This is a genomic window from Variovorax sp. LjRoot290 (genome assembly GCF_964253985.1).
GTDB lineage: Bacteria > Pseudomonadota > Gammaproteobacteria > Burkholderiales > Burkholderiaceae_C > Variovorax.
Window position 1 is genome coordinate 3,932,625 of sequence record NZ_CAXURW020000001.1, and the last position, 20,707, is coordinate 3,953,331.

Annotated in this window: 21 protein-coding genes; 8 read left to right on the forward strand and 13 right to left on the reverse strand. The window is 68.1% G+C overall.

The genetic code is table 11. The features are described 5' to 3' along the window. Window positions 1–74: 74 nt before the first annotated feature. From ACSQ9A_RS19580 to ACSQ9A_RS19605, 6 genes are all read left to right on the forward strand, one after another. Window positions 75–1,169, forward strand: coding sequence for a substrate-binding domain-containing protein (locus ACSQ9A_RS19580; RefSeq protein ID WP_093102992.1), 1,095 nt, complete (start codon window positions 75–77; stop codon window positions 1,167–1,169). A 212-nt stretch (window positions 1,170–1,381) separates the two neighbouring features. Further along, complete coding sequence (locus ACSQ9A_RS19585) at window positions 1,382–2,296, forward strand: dihydrodipicolinate synthase family protein (RefSeq protein ID WP_093102990.1); 915 nt, start codon at window positions 1,382–1,384, stop codon at window positions 2,294–2,296. A 35-nt stretch (window positions 2,297–2,331) separates the two neighbouring features. Continuing rightward, window positions 2,332–2,946 carry a TRAP transporter small permease gene (locus tag ACSQ9A_RS19590; protein ID WP_436304819.1) on the forward strand — a complete coding sequence of 205 codons (615 nt, stop codon included), beginning with the start codon at window positions 2,332–2,334 and terminating at the stop codon, window positions 2,944–2,946. Window position 2,947: 1 nt separating this feature from the next. Then, the gene (locus ACSQ9A_RS19595; RefSeq protein WP_436304820.1) at window positions 2,948–4,213 is read left to right on the forward strand and encodes a TRAP transporter large permease; all 1,266 of its coding nucleotides are present in this window, start codon (window positions 2,948–2,950) and stop codon (window positions 4,211–4,213) included. Between the two features lie 32 nt (window positions 4,214–4,245). Continuing rightward, window positions 4,246–5,241, forward strand: coding sequence for a TRAP transporter substrate-binding protein (locus ACSQ9A_RS19600; protein ID WP_093102985.1), 996 nt, complete (start codon window positions 4,246–4,248; stop codon window positions 5,239–5,241). 79 nt (window positions 5,242–5,320) lie between these two features. After that, window positions 5,321–5,992 (forward strand): GntR family transcriptional regulator, encoded by a 672-nt coding sequence (locus tag ACSQ9A_RS19605; protein WP_093102984.1) that lies wholly within the window; start codon window positions 5,321–5,323, stop codon window positions 5,990–5,992. Here the strand turns inward: ACSQ9A_RS19605 and ACSQ9A_RS19610 are convergent. Continuing rightward, on the reverse strand, window positions 5,989–6,585 hold the full coding sequence (locus tag ACSQ9A_RS19610; RefSeq protein WP_436304821.1) for a hypothetical protein: 597 nt from the start codon (window positions 6,583–6,585) through the stop codon (window positions 5,989–5,991). The genes ACSQ9A_RS19605 and ACSQ9A_RS19610 overlap by 4 nt on opposite strands. A 211-nt stretch (window positions 6,586–6,796) precedes the next feature. On the opposite strand from ACSQ9A_RS19610, the gene ACSQ9A_RS19615 reads away from it, so the two are divergent. After that, window positions 6,797–7,267, forward strand: a complete 471-nt coding sequence (locus ACSQ9A_RS19615) for a (2Fe-2S)-binding protein (protein ID WP_436304822.1) — start codon at window positions 6,797–6,799, stop codon at window positions 7,265–7,267. Between the two features lie 14 nt (window positions 7,268–7,281). Then, window positions 7,282–9,477, forward strand: coding sequence for a molybdopterin cofactor-binding domain-containing protein (locus ACSQ9A_RS19620; protein WP_436304823.1), 2,196 nt, complete (start codon window positions 7,282–7,284; stop codon window positions 9,475–9,477). Here ACSQ9A_RS19620 and ACSQ9A_RS19625 read toward each other — a convergent pair. The 12 genes from ACSQ9A_RS19625 to ACSQ9A_RS19680 all read right to left on the reverse strand — a co-directional run bounded on the left by ACSQ9A_RS19625 (window position 9,474) and on the right by ACSQ9A_RS19680 (window position 20,616). After that, a complete protein-coding gene (locus tag ACSQ9A_RS19625) occupies window positions 9,474–10,211 on the reverse strand; it encodes an ABC transporter ATP-binding protein (protein WP_436304824.1) in 738 nt (245 codons plus the stop codon). The genes ACSQ9A_RS19620 and ACSQ9A_RS19625 overlap by 4 nt on opposite strands. Continuing rightward, on the reverse strand, window positions 10,208–12,049 hold the full coding sequence (locus ACSQ9A_RS19630) for a branched-chain amino acid ABC transporter ATP-binding protein/permease (RefSeq protein ID WP_093102979.1): 1,842 nt from the start codon (window positions 12,047–12,049) through the stop codon (window positions 10,208–10,210). Before ACSQ9A_RS19630 ends, ACSQ9A_RS19625 begins: the two co-directional genes overlap by 4 nt. Beyond that, on the reverse strand, window positions 12,046–13,074 hold the full coding sequence (locus ACSQ9A_RS19635) for a branched-chain amino acid ABC transporter permease (protein WP_436304825.1): 1,029 nt from the start codon (window positions 13,072–13,074) through the stop codon (window positions 12,046–12,048). Before ACSQ9A_RS19635 ends, ACSQ9A_RS19630 begins: the two co-directional genes overlap by 4 nt. A gap of 72 nt (window positions 13,075–13,146) precedes the next feature. Continuing rightward, window positions 13,147–14,298 carry an ABC transporter substrate-binding protein gene (locus ACSQ9A_RS19640; protein WP_093102976.1) on the reverse strand — a complete coding sequence of 384 codons (1,152 nt, stop codon included), beginning with the start codon at window positions 14,296–14,298 and terminating at the stop codon, window positions 13,147–13,149. Window positions 14,299–14,332: 34 nt separating this feature from the next. Next, window positions 14,333–15,415 carry a 1,2-phenylacetyl-CoA epoxidase subunit PaaE gene (gene paaE / locus ACSQ9A_RS19645; protein WP_093102974.1) on the reverse strand — a complete coding sequence of 361 codons (1,083 nt, stop codon included), beginning with the start codon at window positions 15,413–15,415 and terminating at the stop codon, window positions 14,333–14,335. Further along, on the reverse strand, window positions 15,412–15,936 hold the full coding sequence (paaD, locus tag ACSQ9A_RS19650) for a 1,2-phenylacetyl-CoA epoxidase subunit PaaD (RefSeq protein ID WP_436304826.1): 525 nt from the start codon (window positions 15,934–15,936) through the stop codon (window positions 15,412–15,414). The genes paaE and paaD overlap by 4 nt, the downstream gene beginning before the upstream one ends. Beyond that, entirely contained in the window at window positions 15,930–16,703 is a 774-nt protein-coding gene (paaC, locus tag ACSQ9A_RS19655) for a 1,2-phenylacetyl-CoA epoxidase subunit PaaC (protein WP_436304827.1), read from the reverse strand. The genes paaD and paaC overlap by 7 nt, the downstream gene beginning before the upstream one ends. Before the next feature lie 11 nt (window positions 16,704–16,714). Continuing rightward, window positions 16,715–17,005 (reverse strand): 1,2-phenylacetyl-CoA epoxidase subunit PaaB, encoded by a 291-nt coding sequence (gene paaB, locus ACSQ9A_RS19660; protein ID WP_093102970.1) that lies wholly within the window; start codon window positions 17,003–17,005, stop codon window positions 16,715–16,717. Beyond that, window positions 17,002–18,012, reverse strand: a complete 1,011-nt coding sequence (gene paaA, locus ACSQ9A_RS19665) for a 1,2-phenylacetyl-CoA epoxidase subunit PaaA (protein ID WP_436304828.1) — start codon at window positions 18,010–18,012, stop codon at window positions 17,002–17,004. The genes paaB and paaA overlap by 4 nt, the downstream gene beginning before the upstream one ends. 12 nt (window positions 18,013–18,024) lie before the next feature. Then, window positions 18,025–19,344, reverse strand: a complete 1,320-nt coding sequence (gene paaK / locus ACSQ9A_RS19670; protein ID WP_436304829.1) for a phenylacetate--CoA ligase PaaK — start codon at window positions 19,342–19,344, stop codon at window positions 18,025–18,027. An 18-nt stretch (window positions 19,345–19,362) separates the two neighbouring features. Then, window positions 19,363–19,800 (reverse strand): hydroxyphenylacetyl-CoA thioesterase PaaI, encoded by a 438-nt coding sequence (gene paaI / locus ACSQ9A_RS19675; protein ID WP_093102965.1) that lies wholly within the window; start codon window positions 19,798–19,800, stop codon window positions 19,363–19,365. Between the two features lie 12 nt (window positions 19,801–19,812). Continuing rightward, on the reverse strand, window positions 19,813–20,616 hold the full coding sequence (locus ACSQ9A_RS19680) for an enoyl-CoA hydratase-related protein (protein WP_093103265.1): 804 nt from the start codon (window positions 20,614–20,616) through the stop codon (window positions 19,813–19,815). Window positions 20,617–20,707: the final 91 nt, after the last annotated feature.

Genomic DNA, 20,707 nt, shown 5'->3' on the forward strand with positions numbered 1-20,707 from the left:
TATGCAATCGCATGCATAGGTCAGGGTCGGCCTCTGCATAATCCTTCGCGGCATCCCGCCCTCCTCTTTTCTTCGTGCAACAGATCGAACTTTCCTATGCCATCGCACCGCGCCGCAACGGCCGGACGCTGATCCGCAATCCGCTCATGGAGCTGCTGCACGCGGTGCGCGAGCACGGCTCCATCTCGGCCGCGTCACGGGTGCTGGGCCTGTCGTACCGCCATGTGTGGGGCGAACTCAAGCGCTGGGAGCAGACGCTGGGCCATCCGCTCGTGACCGGCGCGCAGGGCCGCTCGGCGCAGCTCTCCGAGTTCGGCGACAAGCTCCTGTGGGCCGAGCGCCAGGCGCAGGCCCGGCTCGCACCGCAGATCGAGGCGCTGCATGCCGATCTCGAACGCGCCTTCGCGCTCGCCTTCGACGACAGCATCCACGTGCTGAGCCTGCATGCGAGCCATGACGATGCGCTGGTGCTGCTGCGCGCGCACGCGGCCGAGAGCGCGCACCTGCAGCTCGACATTCGCTTCACCGGCAGCGTGGACGCGATCAGCGCGCTCAATGAGGGGCGTTGCGTGATGGCGGGCTTCCACACGCTGGAGCGGCCGCCGCGCGGCTCGCTGGCGCAGCGCACCTACAAGCCGCTGCTCAAGCCCGGGCTGCACAAGATCATCGGCTTCGCGCGGCGCACGCAGGGCCTGATCGTCGCGCCGGGCAATCCGCTGGGCCTGCGCAGCCTGGCCGATGTCGCGAGCCGGCGCGCACGCTACGTGAACCGCGCGCTCGGCACCGGCACGCGCGTGCTGCTCGACGAGCTGCTCGAAGCGCAGAAGCTCGACGCCGATGCGCTCGAAGGCTATGCGCACTGCGAGCCTTCGCATGCGGCCGTCGCCCACGCGGTGGCGGCCGGCCAAGCCGACGCCGGGCTCGGGATCGAATCGGTCGCGCGCAGCGCGGGCCTGGGCTTCGTGCCGCTGGTCCACGAGCGCTATCACCTGGCCTGCCTCAAGTCGGCGCTCGACCAGCCCGCGATCCTGGCCCTGCTCACGCTGCTGCGCGGCGCAGCGTGGCAGCACCGCCTCGGCACGCTCGCCGGCTACGAGAGCGCCGGCAGCGGCGAGGTGCAGTCGCTGAACGCCCTGCTGCCCTGGTGGAGCTTCAAGCGGCCGAAGTGACGCTGCATCCCTGACGGACCAAACAAGTGCGCGCCGCGCAATTCAACGATGCGCCTTGCATCGCCATGCCGCGCCGCGGCCCTCCGTACCCGCCATTTCCATCAAAACAGCCTGGCATGCAACCTGCTAAATACCCTGACAAGATATTTCTAATATCTCCCTAATATATTTAAAAGACACTTCCAACCCCTTCCATCCCCAGGAGCAAGCACGTGAGCAACCCCCGCTGGCAAGGCATCTTCCCCGCCATCACCACCAAATTCCACGCCGACGAGCGCATCGATGCCGAAGGCACCGCGAAGCACATCGACTTCCAGATCAGGAACGGCATTCACGGCCTCGTCACTTGCGGCTCGCTCGGCGAGGCCAGCACGCTGACGCTGGAGGAAAAGCTGGAGGTCGCCAGGATCGCGCTGGAAGCCAGCGCCGGCCGTGTGCCGGTGCTGGCCAATGTCTCGGAGACCAGCACGCGCGAAGCGCTGCGCTACATCGACGGCGCCAACAAGCTCGGCGTCGCCGGCTACATGGTGATGCCCTCCGTGATCTACGTGGCCGACGCGCGAGAGGCGATGCTCAACGTGCGCACCATGGCCGAAGCCGCGCAGAAGCCGGTGATGGTCTACAACAACCCGGTCGCCTATCGCGTCGACCTGAAGCCCGAACACATGGTCGAGCTGGCCGATTGCGAATGGATCGTCGCCATCAAGGAGAGCACCGACAACATCCGCCGCATCACCGACCTGCGCAACACCGTGGGCGACCGCTACCAGCTCTTCCTGGGCGTGGACGACCTGGCCTACGAAGGCCTGGCGCTGGGTTGCGACGGCCTGCTCGCCGGCGTCGGCTGCGCCTTTCCGCGCGAGACCGTGGCGCTCTACGACCTGATGAAGGCCGGCCAGTTCGCCGAAGCGCTCAAGCTCTATCAGTGGATGACGCCGATGCTCCATCTCGACGTGTCGACCAAGCTGGTGCAGAACCTGAAGCTCATCGACCTGCTGGTCGGCGTCGGCACCGAGCACATGCGCCGCCCGCGCCTGCCGCTCGTCGGCGAGGAACGCGCAGCGATCGAAGCCATCGTCGGCAAGGCGCTCGCGACCCGCCCGGCGCAGTACCGGTCGGTCGCCTGATCCGGGCCGCAGCACCGCCAGGCCGCAAGAACGCCATGAACAACTACGCCCTCGGACCGCCGGGCATCAGCCGCTTCGTGCTCGATGCCTCGGACGCGATCCTGCGCTGCGAACGCTATCTGCTCACCGGCCTCATGGGCCTGCTCGTCGCGCTGATCCTGCTGAACGTGGTCACGCGCTACACGGGCGTACCGCTCTACTGGGTGGACGAGGCATCGGTGTACTCGGTGGTCTGGCTCACCTTCATCGGCGCCTCGGCGATGACCCGGCTGCGGCTGGACTTCGCCGTGACGCTCTTGACCGACAAGCTCGGCGCCAAGGCAGCGGCGGCCGCCAAGGCCTGCGCCTCCGGCGGCGTGCTGCTGCTCGGCTTCGGGCTGCTGGCGATGTGCTGGGTCTGGATGGACCCGGTGGGCATCGCGCGCCACGGCTTCGATGCGAAGGACTACGCGGCCGAGTCCTTCAACTTCCTCTACACCGAGACCACGCAGACGCTGAACTGGCCGACCTGGGTCGTGCAGCTGATCCTGCCGATCTTCTCGCTCACGCTCAGCGTGCATGCGCTGGCCAACCTGCTGGAAGACCTCGGCCTGCAGCCCAAGCGCGTGCACCGCGAGTTCCACGTGCTCAACGCCGACGCAGTGAACTGAGATGCTGACCTCCGCATTCTTCCTCGTCGTGATGCTGATCGGCGTGCCCATCGGCGCCTGCCTGTGCCTGGCCGGCATCGTCTACATCCTGAATTCCGGGGACACGGTGCTGATCCAGTCCTATCCCCTGCAGATGTTCTCGGGGATCGACAGCTACGGCCTGATCGCGATTCCGCTGTTCATCCTGATCGGCGAAATCATGAACGGCGGCGGCATCACCAGGCGCCTGGTCGACCTGGCTCTGGCCTTCATCGGCTCGGTCAAGGGCGGCCTCGCCTACGTGAACATCCTCGCCAACATGCTGGTGTCCTCGATCATCGGCTCGGCCACTGCGCAGGTGGCCATCATGAGCCAGATCATGGTGCCGGAGATGGAGAAGAAGGGCTACGACAAGACCTTCGCCGCCGGCCTCACCGTGTATGGCGGCATGCTCGGCCCGATCATCCCGCCTTCGGTGATGTTCGTGGTCTACAGCGTGCTGGCGCAGGTCGCGGTCGGCGACATGCTGATCGCCGGCATCCTGCCCGGCATCGTGCTCACGCTGCTGTTCTTCGTCGTGATCGCCTGCATGGGCGTGATCTACAACTATCCGCGCACCGAGAAGCGGACCCTCCGGCAGCGGCTGCACACCATTGCGACGGCCTGCCCCACGCTCTTGATCCCGATCGTGATCGTCGGCTCCATCCTCACCGGCTTCGCCAACCCCACCGAGGCCGCGGCCGTCGGCGCGCTGGCCGCGGCCCTGGTCGGGCGTTACGTGACGAAGGAATTCAGCTTCAGGACGATGCCGGAGATCCTGCTCAAGTCGGCGATCTACTCGGCGGTCGTGCTGTTCCTGGTGGCCGCCGCGGCGGTGTTCTCCTGGCTCTTGATCTACGGCAAGGTGCCGCAGGCCATCGCGGCATGGATCCAGACCGTCGCCAAAGACCCGGTCACCTTCCTGCTGCTCGCGAACGCGATCCTGCTGGTGATCGGCACGGTGATCGACGGCATTCCCGGCCTGATCATGACGGTGCCGATCCTGCTGCCGATCGCCACCGAGATCTACGGCATCGACCCGCGCCACTTCGGCGTGGTGGTGGTGGTGAACCTCGTGCTGGGGCTGATGACGCCGCCCGTCGGCCTGAGCTTCTTCGTCGCCGCCGCGGTCACCGGCGCCAAGCCCGGAAAGATGTTCATCGTCACGCTGCCCTTCTTCCTCATCTGCTGCGTGGCGCTGGTGCTGTTGTCGATCTTCCCGAGCCTGTCGCTCGGTCTTCTCAAGTAGGCCTCTTTTCTTCCCCCCAACCGGAGCATTGCATGTCCCTCTCACGCCGACACTTCGTCCAGGCTGCGGCCGGCACCGCCGCCTCGTCCCTTCTCTTCAGTACGCCGTCGCGCGCGGCCGCGGCCAAGGATTTCCGACTCGGCCTCATCACGCCGGCGGGCCATTCGTGGAACCGCGCGGCGCTGGGCTTCGGCGAGGCGCTGAAGAAGGCCACCGACGGCCGCCTGAGCGCCACGGTGTTCCACTCGGGCCAGCTGGGCAACGAGTCGGCCATGATGCAGCAGCTGCAATCGGGCGCGCTGGACATGGGCTGGATCCAGGCGGCCGAGCTGGGCTCGCGCGTCGCGAGCGTGGCAGCCATCAATGCGCCCTACCTGGTGCGTTCGACCACCAACGTCGCCACGCTGGTGCGCACGCCGGCCGCGCTGAAGCTGCTCGAGGTGCTGCCGCGCGAAACCGGGACCATCGGCCTGGGCTGGGGCATCACCGGCATGCGCGTGGTGTTCTCGACCAAGAACATCTCGACCCCGACTGAGCTCAAGGGCCTGAAGCTGCGCATCAACCCGACGCCGGTGTACCGCGACTTCTATCAGTTGCTGGGCGCGGCGCCGACGCCCATTCCCACGCCCGCCGTGTTCGATGCCATGTCCAACGGCCAGGTGGACGGCCTCGAGGCCGACATCGAGTTCTCGTGGAACCAGCGCTTCGACCGGGTGTCGAAGGTGCTGCTTCCGATGAACGCGCTCTTCATGCCCTTCGCGCCGCTGGTGTCGGGCCGGATCTGGCAGACGCTGGATGCGAAGGACAAGGAGCTGATCCGCGACCTGATCAAGCAATCGCTCGACGCGCAGATCAAGGACATCGTGACCACGGAGCTCGGGCTGATCGACAAGTTCAAGGCGAGCGGCATCGCCTTCAAGAGCGACAGCGGCTTCGACCCTGCGCCGGTCATCCGGGAGTTCGACAAGCTCTGGTTGCCCAAGGCGCCGCAGATCGCCGAACTGCGCAAGATCGGCGCCGCACTGTAAGCCAGGCCCCCTTCGCCACCCGGTCGCTGCCGATGGGAGAATGCGACCGCCTTTCCGACCCCAGCCTCAGCCCTCCACGATGCCCGTTGCAGCCACGTCTTTCCCAAGTGCCGCCGCCCCGCGGCGCGCCGCCGACATCGCCTACGACGCGATAGAGGCGTTGATATGCACGCTGCAACTCGAACCCGGCAGCCAGGTGGTCGAGGCCGAGATCGCCGAACGTACCGGGCTCGGCCGCACGCCGGTGCGGGAGGCGCTGCTGCGCATGAGCTCGATCGGCCTGATCGTGCAGCAGCCGCGGCGCGGCCTGCTGGTCTCCAGCATCGACCTGGCCGACCATCTCGATGTGCTGCAGACGCGGCGCGTGCTGGAAATACTCATCGCCTGCTGCTCGGCACGCCGGGCCACCGCCGCGCAGCGCAAGGAAATCCTGCGTTGCGCCGAAAAGATGGTCAAGGCAGCCGCACGCGGCCACCTGGACGACTACATGCAGGCCGACCACGAGCTCGACCGCGTGAATCACCAGGCCAGCCAGAACCACTCCGCCGTCAAGAGCGTGGCGCCGCTGATCGTGCAGTGCCGCCGCTTCTGGTACGCCTACCAGCACGAGGGCGAGATCGTCGAAGCCGCCAAGGCCCACATGGAACTCGCCCAGGGCATCGCCACCGGCGACGAGGCGGCAGCCGTCGCGGGCGCGAACAGGCTGCTCGACTACCTGGAACGCTTCGCCCGCAGGGTGATCGACAACTAGGTTTTTTCGCCGATGGCCGGCGTGGGCACGGCAGCGGCCTGCGCCGCGGCGAGGCCCTTGTTCAGGCGCTGGCGGATCACCAGGCCGACGATGCCCAGCAGCAAGGCAATCAGGCCGAGGACCAGCGTCACCTTGTCGCTGGCCATCGTGGCGGCCACCTTGTCCTTCGATTCCATGATCTTCTGGACGTCGGCGAGGGAGACCACGGTGCGGCCCTTGTGCTTGATCTCGTAGACCATGTTGTTGTCCGACGGATCGAGCCTGACCTCGATGGCCTCGTCGATCAGCGGTTCGAGCTTGCTGCGCCCGACCGCGTTGTCGACGCGCCATTTCTCGGTGCCGCCGTTGGCCAGCTTGGCATCGAGCACGAAGTAGCGGCGGGTCGTCGTGCCGCCGCGGCGGCGCTTGGACGTTTCGGTGACCTCGCTGCCGCCGGTGATCGAGCCGCTGCGCACGACCAGGTCTTCGACCGCGGTGCCGTGCGTGTCGGCGGAGGCCTTCCACTGCGCATAGCCGGCCCACCCGAGGATGCCGATGCCGAACAGCAGCGCGAGCCAAGCCTTGCCGGTGACCTGATAGAGCCATTCACTCATGTTGTTCGCCTTTCTTGCGAGTTGAAAAAACCGGCCGATGTTAAGGCGAGTCGATGACAAATTGGCTATCAAATCCATAGCGACAAACGCATATCTGGCGCGGCTTACGAAGGTATTAGCCTGAAAGAATTCGTCATGGACCCGATGCCGGACGTCGCTTGATGCGATGGGCACGCTGTGGCAATCTGCACCGCCGCCCAAGGAGGTCCGCATGCCCAGCATCACCCTCATCGTCAATGGCGCCTCGAAAAGCATCGAGGCCTGGGATCCGGACATGCCGCTGCTCTACGCGCTGCGCAACGACCTGGGCCTGCATGCGGCCAAGTTCGGCTGCGGGCTCGCGCAGTGCGGCGCCTGCACCGTGCTGCTCGACGACATGCCTGTGCGCTCGTGCAGCATTCGCATCGCCGATGCGGCCGGGCGCCGCGTCGTCACGGCCGAAGGGCTGGGTTCGCCCGAGAAGCCGCACGCCGTGCAGGCTGCCTTCATCGCCGAGCAGGCCGCGCAGTGCGGCTACTGCACCAACGGCATGGTGATGACGGCCGTCGCGCTGCTGCGCGCCGTGCCGCGGCCGAGCCGCGACGAGGCCAAGCAGGCGCTCGCCGGCAACCTCTGCCGCTGCGGCTCGCACGAGCGGGTGTTGCGCGCCGTGCAGCGCGCTGCCGATTCAGGGAGGGCCTGAGCATGGAGACGCTCATGCTGACACGCCGCGCCCTGCTCGAAGCCGGCGCACTGGTCGTGGGCTGCGGGCTCGTGCCCATTCAGCCCGCGCATGCACAGCCGATCGCCGGCGCGCAACGCTCGCTCGCGCTCGGCGAGGTCGATTCCTTCCTGGCGCTGCGTGCCGACGGCACCGTGGTCGTCTACTCGGGCAAGGTCGACCTCGGCACCGGCCACCGCATCGCAATGCGGCAGATGGTAGGCGAGGAACTCGGCGTGGGTGTCGAGCGCATCGAGCTCATCGAGGGCGACACGGCGCTAACGCCCAACCAGGGGCCCACGGCCGGCAGCACCGGCGTGATGCGCGGCGGCGTCGAGCTGCGCCAGGCCGCGGCGACGGCGCGCGAGGCGCTGATTGCGGCGGCGGCACAGCAGCTGCAACTGCCGCCCGATCAGCTCACGCTCGCCGACGGCGCGGTGCGCGCGGCCGACGGCCGCAGCATCGGCTGCTCCGTCCTCCTGGGCGGCCGCGGCTTCGAGCTGAAGATGAATCCGAAGGCACCGCTCAAGCGGCCTTCGCAGTACGTGCTGGTGGGCCGCTCGCTGCCGCGGCCCGACGTGCCGGCCAAGGTGACCGGCCGCCATGTCTACGTGCACGACCACGTGGTGCCCGGCATGCTGCACGGCCGCGTGCTGCGGCCGCCGGCGGTGGGCGCGAAGCTGTTGTCGGTCAACGAGGCTCCGGTGGCTCGGCTGCCCGGCGTGCGCGTGGTGCGCATCGCCGATTTCGTCGGCGTCGTGAGCCCCGACGAATGGGCCGCGGTGCGCGCGGCGCGCGAACTCGAGCTGCGATGGAGCGACAGCGCGCCGCTGATCGGCCACGCGGCGCTGGTCGACTGGGCCCGCAGCGGCCCCTTCGTGGCCGAGGAAGTCATCGCGTCGAAGGGCGACGCGCAACGCCTGGCCGGCCTGCGCGATGCGGCGGACGTGCTGCGCGCGAGCTATGCGTGGCCGATCCAGTCGCACGGCTCGATCGGCCCCTCGTGCGCCGTGGCCGACGTGCGCCCCGACGGCGGCACGGTGTGGACGGCGTCGCAGGCCAGCCATCGCTTCCTCAACGTCTTCGCGGCACTGGTCGAGCTGCCGCGCGACAAGCTGCGCGTGGTCTACCTCGACGGCGCCGGCTGCTACGGCATGAACGGGCACGACGACGCGGCGGCCGATGCGGTGCTGCTGTCGAAGGCGGTCGGCCGGCCGGTGCGCGTGCAGTGGAGCCGCGAGGACGAGCTGGGCTGGGACCCGAAGGGCCCGCCGCAGCTGCTCGACATGAAGGCCACGCTGACGCCGGAGGGCCGCATCGACGCCTGGGAAACCGACATGTGGGTGCCGCGCGCCACGGCCAACCTCGAATGGATACCGCTGCTGTCGCCGCTCGCGGCCGGCCTGCGCCAGCCGGTGGGCCAGTCCGTCGGGCTGGTGTCGCAGAACGGCGATCCGCCCTACGGCGCGAACGCGGTCAAGGTCACGGCACACTGGCTGGGGCCGGCGCCGCTCAGGCCTTCCAACATCCGCGCGCCGGGCAAGGTCGCGAACTGCTTCGCGGTCGAGAGCTTCGTCGACGAACTGGCGGCGAAGGCGCGCATGGACCCGCTGGCCTTCCGCCTGCGCGACACCGCGAACCCGCGCGGCGCCGAGGTGATCCGGCGCGCGGGCCGGATGATCGGCTGGCAGGCCCGGCCCTCGCCTGCCGCCACGCGCGGCGGCGGCATCGCGAGGGGCCGCGGCATGGCCTATATCCACTACAAGAACAACGAGACCTATGTCGCCATCGCGATGGAGGTCGAGGTCGATCGCAAGAACGGCGAGATCGCGGTGCGCCGGGTCTGCTGCGCCCACGACTGCGGGCTGATGATCAACCCCGACGCCGTGCGCGCCCAGGTCGAGGGCAACATCCTGCAGACGCTCTCGCGCACGCTGCACGAGGAGACCACCTTCGACCGCTCGCGCGTCACCAGCGTCGACTGGGTCAGCTACCCGCTGCTGAACTTCACCGAAGTGCCGCGGCTGGAGATCGAACTGATCGACCGGCGCGAAGAGCCACCGCTGGGTGCCGGCGAAGCGGCTTCCAGCCCGGTGCCAGCGGCGCTGGCCAACGCGGTGTTCGACGCCACCGGCGTGCGGCTGCGCAGCGTGCCCTTTACCAGTGCGAAGCTGAAGGCGCTGCTGGCCTAGGCTTCGGCACGCGCGCCCAGCCCCAGGTAGGTGTCGATGATGCGGCGGTCGTGCAGCAGCTCCTTGGCCGGTCCCTGCAGCGCGACCGCGCCCATTTCGAGCACGTAGGCACGGTCCGCCACCTGCAGCGCGGCGCGGGCATTCTGCTCCACCAGCAGCACCGAGACGCCATGCTGGCGCAGCGAGGACACCACCTGCAGCACCTCGCGCACGATCAGCGGCGCGAGGCCGAGCGAGGGCTCGTCGAGCATCAGCAGGCGCGGCCGCGCCATCAGCGCGCGGCCGATCGCGAGCATCTGCCGCTCGCCGCCGGACAGCGTGGACGCGAGCTGCGCGCGACGCTCCTGCAGGCGCGGGAAGATGCCGAAGACCTCCGTCATGCGCTGGCGCTGGTCGCGCTCGCCGCGCCACCAGCGCGAGAAGCCGCCCAGGAGCAGGTTGTCCTCGACCGACATCTCGCCGAAGAGCTCGCGCTTTTCCGGCACCAGGCCTACGCCGCGCGCCACCATCGCTTCCACGCTGGTGCGCGCCATGCGCTCGCCGTCGAGCAGCACGCCGCCGCGCGAAGGAAGCAAGCCCATCGCGGCGCACAGCAGCGTGGTCTTGCCCGCGCCGTTGGGCCCGATCACCGTGACGATCTCGCCCGCGTCGACGCGCAGGTTGATGTGGTGCACGGCTTCCACCGCGCCGTAGGAGACGCAGAAGTCTTCGAGTTGGAGAAGTGCCTTGCTCATGCCACCTGCTCCATCAGCTTTTGCTCCGCCGGCTCGTCGACGCCACCGAGATAGGCGTCCAGCACCTTCGGATCGGCCTGCACTTCGAGCGGCGTTCCGCGTGCGATGACGGCGCCGAACTCCAGCACGGTCACGCGGTCGGCCAGGTTCATGACGAACTCCATGTCGTGCTCGACCACCAGGATCGCCAGACCCTCGGCGCGCAGCTGGTCGAGCAGGGTGGCGAGCGCGCGCTTTTCCAGGTGGCGCAGGCCCGCGGCCGGCTCGTCGAGCAGCAGCACCGCGGGATGGCCCGCCAATGCGCGTGCGATCTCGATCACGCGCTGCTGGCCCAGCGCCAGCGAGCCCGCCGGCACTTCCACGAACTCGCCGAGCCCGCAGCGCTCGAGCTGGCGCCGCGCCTGCGCGAGCAAGGCGGCCTCTTCCGCGCGATCCAGACGCAGCATGGAGGCGATCCATCCGCGCCGCCCGCGGCGGTGCGCGCCGAGCGCGACGTTCTCGATCACCCGGCGCTGGCCCAGCAGACGCACGTGCTGGAAGGTCCGACCCAGGCCCAGCGCGGCGAAGGCGCGCGAGGGCTGGCCGGTCATCGGCCGGTCCATCAGCCGCACCTCGCCCGAGGTGGGATCGTCCACGCCCGAAATCATGTTGAAGAAGGTGCTCTTGCCGGCGCCGTTGGGACCGATCAGCGCGTGGATCTCGCCCGCCTTCACATCCATGCTGACCGCGTCGTTGGCGACCAGGCCGCCGAAGCGCTTGGTCACGGCGTCGGCCTGCAGCACGACCTGCCCGCGCGGGGGCAAGGTGGCCTCGGGCAACGTGAGGGTCTGGCGCGGAGCACGCGGCTTCACCGGCTTCAGGAAGCGCCCGCCCAGGCGCGCCACGGTCGGCCACAGGCCGTCGGCAAAGCGCTGCAGCACCACCAGCATCAGGAGGCCGAACACGATCACCTCGAAGTTGCCGCTGGAGCCCAGCAGGCGCGGCAGGATGTCCTGCAGCTGCTCTTTCAACAAGGTGATCAGCGCGGCGCCGAGCACCGCGCCCCAGAGATGGCCGGCGCCCCCGACCACCGCCATGAAGAGGTACTCGATGCCGATGTTGAGGTTGAAGGGCGTGGGGTTGATGAAGCGCTGCATGTGCGCATAGAGCCAGCCCGACACCGCCGCCAGCAGCGCTGCCAGCACGAAGACCTTGATGCGGTAGCGCGCGGTGTCCACGCCCATCGATTCGGCCATGACGCGGCCACCCTTCAGCGCGCGGATGGCACGGCCCTCGCGCGAATCCAGCAGGTTGTGCAACGCCCACAGCGCGAGCAGCAGCACGCCCCAGATCACCAGGCCCAACGAACGCGGCGATGCGAAGGACAGGCCGGCCACCACGATCGGCGGCACGCCGGCCACGCCGGTGTGGCCGCCCAGGAATTCCAGGTTGCCGAACAGGAAGTAGAAGCTCAGGCCCCAGGCGATGGTGCACAGCGGCAAGTAGTGCCCGGAAAGGCGCAGCGTGATCGCGCCCAGCCCCCAGGCCACGAAGAAGGTCACGAGGATGCCGAACAGGAGCCCGATCCACGGCAGCAGCGCGGGGCTCACGACCGTGCCGATCGCGGCGGCGACCGCGGGCGAGGTGCAGACCCAGGCGGTCGCGTAGGCGCCGGTGCCGACGAAGGCGGCCTGGCCGAAGGAAGTCATGCCGCCCACGCCGGTCAGCATCACGAGGCCGGCCGCGACCAGCGCGTAGAGGCCGATGTAGCTGAGCACGGTGACCGAAAAGTCCGGCAGGAAACCCCACACCGCCGCGAGCAGGACGACGAAGGCGATGGCCATATGCCGGCGCGTCATTCCTCGTCCTCCACATGGCGGCTGCTCAGCGAGCGCCACCAGAGCACCGGGATGATCAGCGTGAAGACGAAGACCTCCTTGAAGGCGCTGGCCCAGAAGGAGGAGAAGGCCTCGAGCTGGCCCACGATCAGCGCGCCCACCAGCGCCAGCGGATAGCTGGCCAGGCCGCCGACGATGGCAGCCACGAAGCCCTTGAGGCCGATCAGGAAGCCGGTGTCGTAGTAGATGGTGGTCAGCGGCGCGATCAGGAGGCCCGAGACCGCGCCGATCGCCGCCGCCAGCGCGAAGCTCAGGTCACCCGAGAGGCCGGTGGGAATGCCCATCAGCCGCGCGCCGACGCGGTTGATCGCGGTGGCGCGCAGCGCCTTGCCGACGATCGAGCGTTCGAAGAAAAGAAACATCAGCACCACCAGCGCGGCGGTGACCGCGACCACCACCAGCGATTGGCCCGTCAACGCCACGCCGCCGAGGTCGAGCCGCAGGTCCGAGAAGGCCGGCGTGCGCGAACCCTCGGCGCCGAAGAAGAGCAGGCCCAGGCCGACCAGCACACCGTGCAGCGCCACCGATACGATCAAGAGCGTGAGCACGGTGGCATCGGCCAGTGGCCGGTAGGCCAGCCGATAGAGCAGCGGGCCGAGCGGCACGATCACCGCGAGCGCCGTCAACGTCTGCATCACCAGCGATTCCGGGCGCAGCAGCAGCACCAGCGCGCAAGCCACCAGCGGCAGCACCACGCACCAGGCGAGGGTCGAAGCCCAGTCGACCGCGGCACCCCGCTTCCATCGCCACAGCTCCACCACCAGCGCCATCGCGGCCAGCGCCACCAGCAGCCACAGCGTGGCCGGCACGCGGCCGGCCTGCAAGGCAACCACCGACAGGGCGCTGAAGGCGACGAACTCGCCCTGGGGAATGAAGATGACGCGGGTGACCGAGAACACGAGCACCAGCGCCAGCGCCATGAGCCCGTAGATCGCCCCGTTCACGATACCGTCCTGCCCCAGTATCAGGGCGATTTGCATGTCCATGCATCCACTCCGGCGTGGCGCACGCAGGCCCCCGGCCCGCGTACGCGCTCGCACGCACGCTCCGGTTGAAGGTCAGTCTTGAGGCTGGTATTTCCAGGTACCGTTCTCGATCTTGACCATCACGCGCGCGCGCTGGTCCAGACCCAGATGGTCCGTGGGCGACATGGTGAAGATGCCATGGGCGCCGGGAACGTCCTTCACCGACTCGAGCGCGTCGCGCAAGGCGGCGCGGAAAGCCGGCGTGCCGGGCTGCGCCTTCTTGAGCGCGGCCGGAATCGCGGCGCTCATCAACAGGCCTGCATCCCAGGCGTGGCCGCCGAAGGTCGAGACGCTGCCCTTGCCGTTGGCCGCCTCGTAGGCATTGACGTAGGCCAGCGCCGACTTCTTCAGCGGATGCGAATCGGGCAGTTGCGCCGCCACCAGCATCGGGCCGGAGGGCAGCAGCGTGCCTTCGACGTCCTTGCCGCCGACGCGCAGGAAGTCGGCGTTCGCGACGCCGTGGGTCTGGTAGATCTTGCCGGCATAGCCGCGCTCCTTGAGCGTCTTCTGCGGCAGCGCGGCCGGCGTGCCGGAGCCGGCGATCAGCACCGCATCGGGCTTGGCAGAGATCAGCTTCAGCGTCTGGCCCGTGACCGAGGTGTCGCTGCGCGCGTAGCGCTCGTTCGCCGTCACCTGCAGCTTCTTGAGCGCGGCGGCCTTGCCGAACTCCTGGAACCAGCCTTCGCCGTAGGCGTCGGAGAAGCCGATGAAGCCGACCGTCTTGACGCCGTTGGCCGCCATGTGCTCGGCGATGGCGAGCGACATCATGATGTCGTTCTGCGGCGTCTTGAAGACCCACTTGCGCTTCTCGTCCACGGGCTCGACGATGCGCGCCGAGGCCGCCATCGAGATCATCGGCACCTTCTCCTCGGCCACCACGTCGATCATGGCCAGCGAGTTGGGCGTGACGGTCGATCCGATCACGATGTCGACCTTGTTCTCGCTGATCAGCTTGCGCGTGTTCGACACCGCCGCGGTGGTGTCGGATGCGTCGTCGAGCACGATGTAGTTGATCTTCTGGCCGCCGATGGTCTTGGGCATCAGGCCGATGGTGTTCTTCTCGGGGATGCCGAGCGAAGCGGCCGGGCCCGTCGCCGACAGCGTGACGCCGACGTTGACGTCGGCCTGCGCGGCAAAGGCCATGGCGCACAGGAGCGCCACGCCGAGGCGGGTGAATGATTTCATGAAGGTCTCCGTTGGTTAAAAGGTTGCGGCCGCTTCAGCGTTCGTCGAAGGACAACACCACGCGCTCGGTCAAGGGATGCGCCTGGCAGGTCAGGATGAAGCCGCCCGCCACCTCATTCTTGTCGAGCGCGAAGTTGCGCTCCATCCGCACTTCCCCTTCCAGCAGCTTGGCACGGCAGGTGCCGCACACGCCCGAAGTGCATGAATACGGCACCTCCAGGCCCGCCGAAGAGGCGGCGTCGAGGATACTCGGCTGGCCCTTGGCGAACGGGATTTCGCGGCTGAGTCCGTCGCGCACGATGGTGATGCGCGCCTGCTCGGCATCGCCGGGCTGCGCCTCGTGCACCACGGCGCCGACCGGCCCGGCGGGTTGGGCGATGCCGAAGCGCTCGATATGGATGCGCTCCTCGGGCACGCCGGCCGCGAGCAGTGCCGCCTCGGCCTCGTCGTTCATCTGGAAGGGCCCGCAGATGTAGACGTGGTCGATCTGCCCGGCGGGCACCAGGCCTTCGAGGAACTCGGCGATCTTCTCGCGGTTCATCACGCCCATGTTGATCGGCACGTCGGTGTGCTCGTCGGAGAACACGTGCTGCAGCGCGACCCGCGTCATGTAGCGGTTCTTGAGGTCCTCGATCTCCTCCTTGAACATCGTGGACTTGAGTGAACGGTTGCCGTAGATCAGCGTGAAGCGGGCGAAGGGCTCGCGCGCCAGCACGGTCTTCATGATCGAGAGGATGGGCGTGATGCCGCTGCCGCCCGCGATGCCCACGTGGTGGCGGTGGGCCTCGGGCTCGATCGGCACGAAGAAGCGCCCCTCCGGCGCCATGACCTGCAGCGTGTCGCCCGGCTGGAGCGCGCTGTTGATCCAGTTGGAGAAGGTGCCGCCCTGTACCTTGCGCACGCCGACGCGCAGCTCGCCGTCGTCGACGCCGGCGCAGATCGAATAGGAGCGCCGCAGGTCCTGGCCGTCGATCTCCTTGCGCAGCGTGAGGTACTGGCCCTGCGTGAAGCCGAAGACCTCGCGCAATTCCTCCGGCACGTCGAAGGAGACGATCACGGCCTCGGAGGTGTCGGGCTCGATCCTGCGCACGCGCAGGGGGTGGAAGATGACGCTCATATCGGCTTGAAGTGTTCGAACGGTTCCCGGCAGGCAAGGCAGCGATAGAGCGACTTGCAGGCGGTGGCGCCGAAGGCAGACAGGCGCTCGGTGTGCCGGCTGCCGCAGCGCGGGCAGGCAACGGCCGCGCCGGTCCCGCGTCCGAAGATGCGGATCGGGACGGCATCGCCCGGCGCCACCGGTCCGGGCGGTGCAATGCCGTATTCGGAGAGCTTGCGCCGGCCTTCCGCGCTGATCCAGTCGGTGGTCCAGGCCGGCGCGCGCTGCAGCGTGACATGGGCCGGACCGAGGCCTGCTTTCTCGATGGCTTCGAGCACGTCGCGCTCGATCACTTCGGTGGCGGGGCAGCCGGAGTAGGTCGGCGTCAGCACGACTTCGAGTGCATCGCCCCGCTCGATCACGTCGCGCACGATGCCGAGATCGCACACCGAAAGGGCCGGCACTTCGGGATCGAGCACGGTGGCGAGCACCTCCCGCGCCTGCTCGCAACGCGTCGGGGCGAAGGCGGCAACATTCACCATACACCCCCCGGATAAGCGCGCTGCAGATGCTGCATCTCGGCCAGGATGTAGCCCATGTGCTCGCTGTGCACGCCGTGCTTGCCGGTACTCAGGAAGGCCGACTCGGCCGGCGGCACGAGCAAGGCCTCGTCGAGCACGGCGCCCATCTCGGCGAACCAGGCTTCGCGCAACACCGCCCACGCCGGGCCCAGGCCGCTGGCGCTGGCTTCCTCGTCCACGGCGTCCGAGGCGAACAGTTCGGGCACGAAGCGCCACAGCTCCTTCAGCGCAGCCTCCATGCGCGCATGCGATTCGTCCGTGCCGTCGCCCAGGCGCACCACCCAGTCGGCCGAATGCTGCTGGTGGTAGCGCGCTTCCTTGATCGCCTTGCCCGCGATGGCGGCGACCTCCTCGTCGCTCGACGATGCCAGGCGCTCCCACAGCAGCTTGAGCAGCGTCGCGACCATCGCGTTGCGCAGCACGCTGAAGGCGAAGTCGCCGCGCGGCAGCTCGACCAGCGTGAGATTGAAATAGTCGCGCTCGTCGCGCAGGAAGGCGAGCTGGTCTTCGTCATGCGCGCGGCCTTCGATCTGGCCGGCCCGGGTGAGCAGCGCACGCGCCTGGCCTACGAGATCGAGCGCCATGTTGCTCATGGCGATGTCTTCTTCGAGCGCCGGCGCGTGGCCGCACCACTCGCCAAGGCGTTGGGCCAGGATCAGGCAGGTGTCGGCGATGCGCAGCAGGTACTGCACGGCGGGGCTGCGGTCGAGTTCGATGGATGCTTGCATGGGGCCTCAGTTCACATGTGGTCGACGGACTTGGGCAGCACGTAGAAGGTGGGATGGCGGTAGACCTTGTCTTCCGCCGGATCGAAGAACATGTCCTTGTCGCCCGGATCGCTGGCCACGATCTGGTCGGAGCGCACCACCCACACGCTCACGCCTTCCTGGCGCCGGGTGTAGACGTCGCGCGCCATCTGCAGCGCCATCTTGGGGTCGGGTGCGTGCAGGCTGCCGCAATGCTTGTGGTCCAGGCCCGCCTTGCTGCGCACGAACACTTCCCACAGCGGCCACTCTTGATCGGTCGTCATGCGGCCTCCTTCAGGTGATTCTGTTTTCGCGCATGCGCCAGCGCCGCTTCGCGCACCCAGGCGCCCTCTTCCCAGGCCTTCACGCGGGCGCCGAGGCGCTCGCGGTTGCACGGGCCGTCGCCGCCGATCACGCGCCAGAACTCGTTCCAGTCGATCGGCCCATGGTCGTGCGCCTGGCGCTCCTCGTTCCACTTGAGATCGGGGTCGGGCAAGGTCACGCCGAGCACCTTGGCCTGTTCGACCGCGGCATCAATGAACTTCTGGCGCAGGTCGTCGTTGGAGAAACGCTTGATGCCCCAGCGCATCGATTGCGCACTGTTGGGCGACTGCTCGTCGGGCGGGCCGAACATCATCACGGACGGCCACCACCAGCGGTTCACCGCGTCCTGCACCATGGCCTTCTGCGCCTCGGTGCCGTGCTGCATCATCGTGAGCAGCGCCTCGTAGCCCTGGCGCTGGTGAAAGCTCTCCTCGCGGCAGATGCGGATCATCGCGCGCGCATAGGGCGCGTAGGAGCAGCGACAGATCGGCACCTGGTTCATGATCGCCGCGCCGTCGACCAGCCAGCCGATGGTGCCCATGTCGGCCCAGGTCAGCGTGGGGTAGTTGAAGATCGAGCTGTACTTGGCCTTTCCCGTGTGCAGCGCATCGAGCATCTGGTCGCGGCTGGTGCCGAGCGTCTCGGCCGCGGCATAGAGGTACAGGCCGTGGCCGCCCTCGTCCTGCACCTTGGCCAAGAGGATGGCCTTGCGCTTGAGCGTGGGCGCGCGGCTGATCCAGTTGCCTTCGGGCAGCATGCCGACGATCTCGGAATGCGCATGCTGGCTGATCTGGCGCACCAGCGTCTTGCGGTAGTGCTCGGGCATCCAGTCCTTGGCCTCGATGAAGCCGCCGGCATCGATGCGTTCGTCGAAGCGCTGCTCGAGAACCATTTCCTCCGCCGACCGGACGACCTTCTTGCCGTCGCCGGATTCCTTGCCCATGGTGTCCATGGCTTGGGTGTACATGACGCTTTCCTTTCAGGTCTTGGGGCGCTCGTCGACCACGCGCCGGGCCTTGCCGGTCAGCGTGCGTTCGATCGAGTCGGGGCGTTTCACCAGCACGGTGGTCGAGATGCCGACCATGGTCTTCACGCGCTGCTGCACCCATTGCGCGATCTGCTCGCGTTCGGCGTCGCCGAGGTCGCCGGCGCCGGCCTGCACTTCGCAATGCAGCTCCACGCTGTCGAGATGGCCCTCGCGCCCGACCTTGATCAGGTACTGGCCCGAGAGCTTCTCGTGCGCGAGCACGATCTCCTCGATCTGCGTCGGGAACACGTTGACGCCGCGGATGATCAGCATGTCGTCGCTGCGCCCGACGATCTTTCCCATGCGGCGGAAGCTGCGCGAGGTGGGCGGCAAGAGGCGCGTGAGGTCGCGCGTGCGGTAGCGCACGATGGGCAGCGCTTCCTTGGTCAGCGAGGTGAAGACGAGCTCGCCCTCTTCGCCGTCCGGCAGCACCTTGCCGGTCTCGGGATCGATGATCTCGGGATAGAAATGGTCTTCCCAGACCACGGGCCCGTCCTTGCTCTCGATGCACTCGCTGGCGACGCCGGGACCCATCACTTCCGAGAGGCCGTAGATGTCGACCGCGTCCATGCCGCCCTTGGCCTCGATCTCGCGGCGCATCGCCTCGGTCCATGGTTCGGCGCCGAAGATGCCGACCTTGAGCGAGTTCTCGCGCGGGTCCAGCCCCTGGCGCTGAAACTCCTCGATGATCACCTGCATGTAGCTGGGCGTGACCATGATGATGTCGGGCCGAAGGTCGCGGATCAGCTGCACTTGCTTCTCGGTCTGGCCGCCCGACATCGGGATCACGGTGCAGCCCGCGCGCTCGGCGCCGTAGTGCGCGCCCAGTCCGCCGGTGAAGAGGCCGTAGCCGTAGGCCACGTGCACGATGTCGCCGGGCCGTCCGCCCGCCGCGCGGATCGAGCGCGCCACCAGGTCGGCCCAGTTGTCGATGTCCTTCAAGGTGTAGCCCACCACCGTCGGCTTGCCGGTGGTGCCGGAAGACGCATGGATGCGCGCGACCTGTTCTCGCGGCACGGCGAAGAGGCCGAAGGGGTAGTTGTCGCGCAAGTCCTTCTTGACGGTGAACGGAAACTTCGCGAGGTCGCTCAATTGCTTGAGGTCGCCGGGGTGCACGCCTTTTTCATCGAAGGCCTTGCGGTAGTGCGGCACCTTGTCGTAGGCGCGCTGCAGGCTGGACTGCAGGCGCTGCAGCTGCAGCGCGGCGATCTCGTCGCGACTGGCCTTCTCGATCGCCTCGAGGTCGCCGGGTGCCGGGCGTTGAACGGGCATGGGGGTGTCTCCTTCTCTTCAAGCCGCAACGACGGGCTTGCCTTTGATCGTGTAGGAGCGTCCGCGGAACACCGCGATCCGCTCGCCGCGCTGATTCAGGACCTCGGTGTCGTAGACGCCCATGCGGCCCGCCTTCGACACTTCGACGCAGCGCGCAACCAGCCGGTCGCCGTGGCGCGCCGGCGCGACGAAATCGATGCCGAAGCCCGAGGCGACGGTCACCTCGTTGTAGGAGTTGCAGGCATAGGCGAAGGCCGAATCGGCCAGGGTCGAGATGAAGCCGCCGTGGCAGATGTCGTGGCCGTTGAGCATGTCTTCGCGCACGGTCATGGCGATGTCGGCGCGGCCTGGCCCGATGGCCTCGACCTCCATGCCGAGGCCGCGCACGGCGCGGTCGTTGGCGAACATGGCATCGCGCACGCGTTCGGCGGTGTGTTGGGGATGGGTCTCGCTCATCGACGGAACTCCTCAGCGGTCGGTGAAGCGCGGCGGGCGCTTGGCGCGGAAGGCTTCGACGCCCTCGCGGTAGTCGTTGGCGGCACCGAGGCCGCCTTGCAGCCTGGCTTCCATCGCGAGCGCGGACTCCAGATCGAGCTGCTGCGCATCGGCCAGCGCCTGGCGCGTGGCGACCAATGCGGCAATCGGCATGTCGGCCAGGCGCGTGGCCAGGGTCTCGACCGTGAGCGCCAGCTCGGCGTCTTCCACGCACTTCCAGATCAGGCCCATCTGGGCGGCCTCGGCGGCCGGCAGTTTCTCGCCCAGCAGGGCGAGGCCGAGCGCACGCGCTTGGCCCACGAGCCGCGGCAGCAGCCAGCTGCCGCCGGTGTCGGGCACCAGCCCGATCTTGGTAAAGGCCTGGATGAAGCTCGCGGAGCGCCCGGCCACGACGAGATCGCAGGCCAGCGCGAGGTTGGCGCCCGCACCGGCTGCGACGCCGTGGACCTCGGCGATCACCGGCACCGGCATCGAGCGCAGGCGCAGCACCAGCGGTGCGTAGAGCGATTCGATGACGTGGGCCAGGTCCTTGGGCGGCGCACCGGGCGTGTAGTCGGGCGCGACCATCGGGTCGGCCAGGTCCTGGCCGGCGCAGAAGGCACGCCCTGCGCCGCCGAGCACCACGCAGCGCACGGCACTGTCGGCCGCCGCCTCGTCGAGCGCCGCCATGAGCGCGGCATGCAGTTGGGAGTTGAAGCTGTTGAGCGCTTCCGGCCGGTTGAGCTGGAGCGTGCGCACGGCGCCAGACTGTGTGATGCGTACCAGGGGTTCGTCCATCGTGGTTCTGAGGTGTGAGGATTGATCGGCCAAAAGGGCGAGTTCAATAATTGACCGACCGTTCGGTTGATTATAGGATTCGCGGTCTTGC

Bases quoted from the DNA above. Each gene is read 5' to 3' on its own strand.
- ACSQ9A_RS19590 (WP_436304819.1), top strand. From the start codon at position 2,332: ATGAACAACTACGCCCTCGGACCGCCGGGCATCAGCCGCTTCGTGCTC.
- ACSQ9A_RS19595 (WP_436304820.1), top strand. From the start codon at position 2,948: ATGCTGACCTCCGCATTCTTCCTCGTCGTGATGCTGATCGGCGTGCCC.
- ACSQ9A_RS19600 (WP_093102985.1), top strand. From the start codon at position 4,246: ATGTCCCTCTCACGCCGACACTTCGTCCAGGCTGCGGCCGGCACCGCC.
- ACSQ9A_RS19605 (WP_093102984.1), top strand. From the start codon at position 5,321: ATGCCCGTTGCAGCCACGTCTTTCCCAAGTGCCGCCGCCCCGCGGCGC.
- ACSQ9A_RS19610 (WP_436304821.1), bottom strand. From the start codon at position 6,585: ATGAGTGAATGGCTCTATCAGGTCACCGGCAAGGCTTGGCTCGCGCTG.
- ACSQ9A_RS19615 (WP_436304822.1), top strand. From the start codon at position 6,797: ATGCCCAGCATCACCCTCATCGTCAATGGCGCCTCGAAAAGCATCGAG.
- ACSQ9A_RS19620 (WP_436304823.1), top strand. From the start codon at position 7,282: ATGCTGACACGCCGCGCCCTGCTCGAAGCCGGCGCACTGGTCGTGGGC.
- ACSQ9A_RS19625 (WP_436304824.1), bottom strand. From the start codon at position 10,211: ATGAGCAAGGCACTTCTCCAACTCGAAGACTTCTGCGTCTCCTACGGC.
- ACSQ9A_RS19630 (WP_093102979.1), bottom strand. From the start codon at position 12,049: ATGACGCGCCGGCATATGGCCATCGCCTTCGTCGTCCTGCTCGCGGCG.
- ACSQ9A_RS19635 (WP_436304825.1), bottom strand. From the start codon at position 13,074: ATGGACATGCAAATCGCCCTGATACTGGGGCAGGACGGTATCGTGAAC.
- ACSQ9A_RS19640 (WP_093102976.1), bottom strand. From the start codon at position 14,298: ATGAAATCATTCACCCGCCTCGGCGTGGCGCTCCTGTGCGCCATGGCC.
- paaE (WP_093102974.1), bottom strand. From the start codon at position 15,415: ATGAGCGTCATCTTCCACCCCCTGCGCGTGCGCAGGATCGAGCCCGAC.
- paaD (WP_436304826.1), bottom strand. From the start codon at position 15,936: ATGGTGAATGTTGCCGCCTTCGCCCCGACGCGTTGCGAGCAGGCGCGG.
- paaC (WP_436304827.1), bottom strand. From the start codon at position 16,703: ATGCAAGCATCCATCGAACTCGACCGCAGCCCCGCCGTGCAGTACCTG.
- paaB (WP_093102970.1), bottom strand. From the start codon at position 17,005: ATGACGACCGATCAAGAGTGGCCGCTGTGGGAAGTGTTCGTGCGCAGC.
- paaA (WP_436304828.1), bottom strand. From the start codon at position 18,012: ATGTACACCCAAGCCATGGACACCATGGGCAAGGAATCCGGCGACGGC.
- paaK (WP_436304829.1), bottom strand. From the start codon at position 19,344: ATGCCCGTTCAACGCCCGGCACCCGGCGACCTCGAGGCGATCGAGAAG.
- paaI (WP_093102965.1), bottom strand. From the start codon at position 19,800: ATGAGCGAGACCCATCCCCAACACACCGCCGAACGCGTGCGCGATGCC.
- ACSQ9A_RS19680 (WP_093103265.1), bottom strand. From the start codon at position 20,616: ATGGACGAACCCCTGGTACGCATCACACAGTCTGGCGCCGTGCGCACG.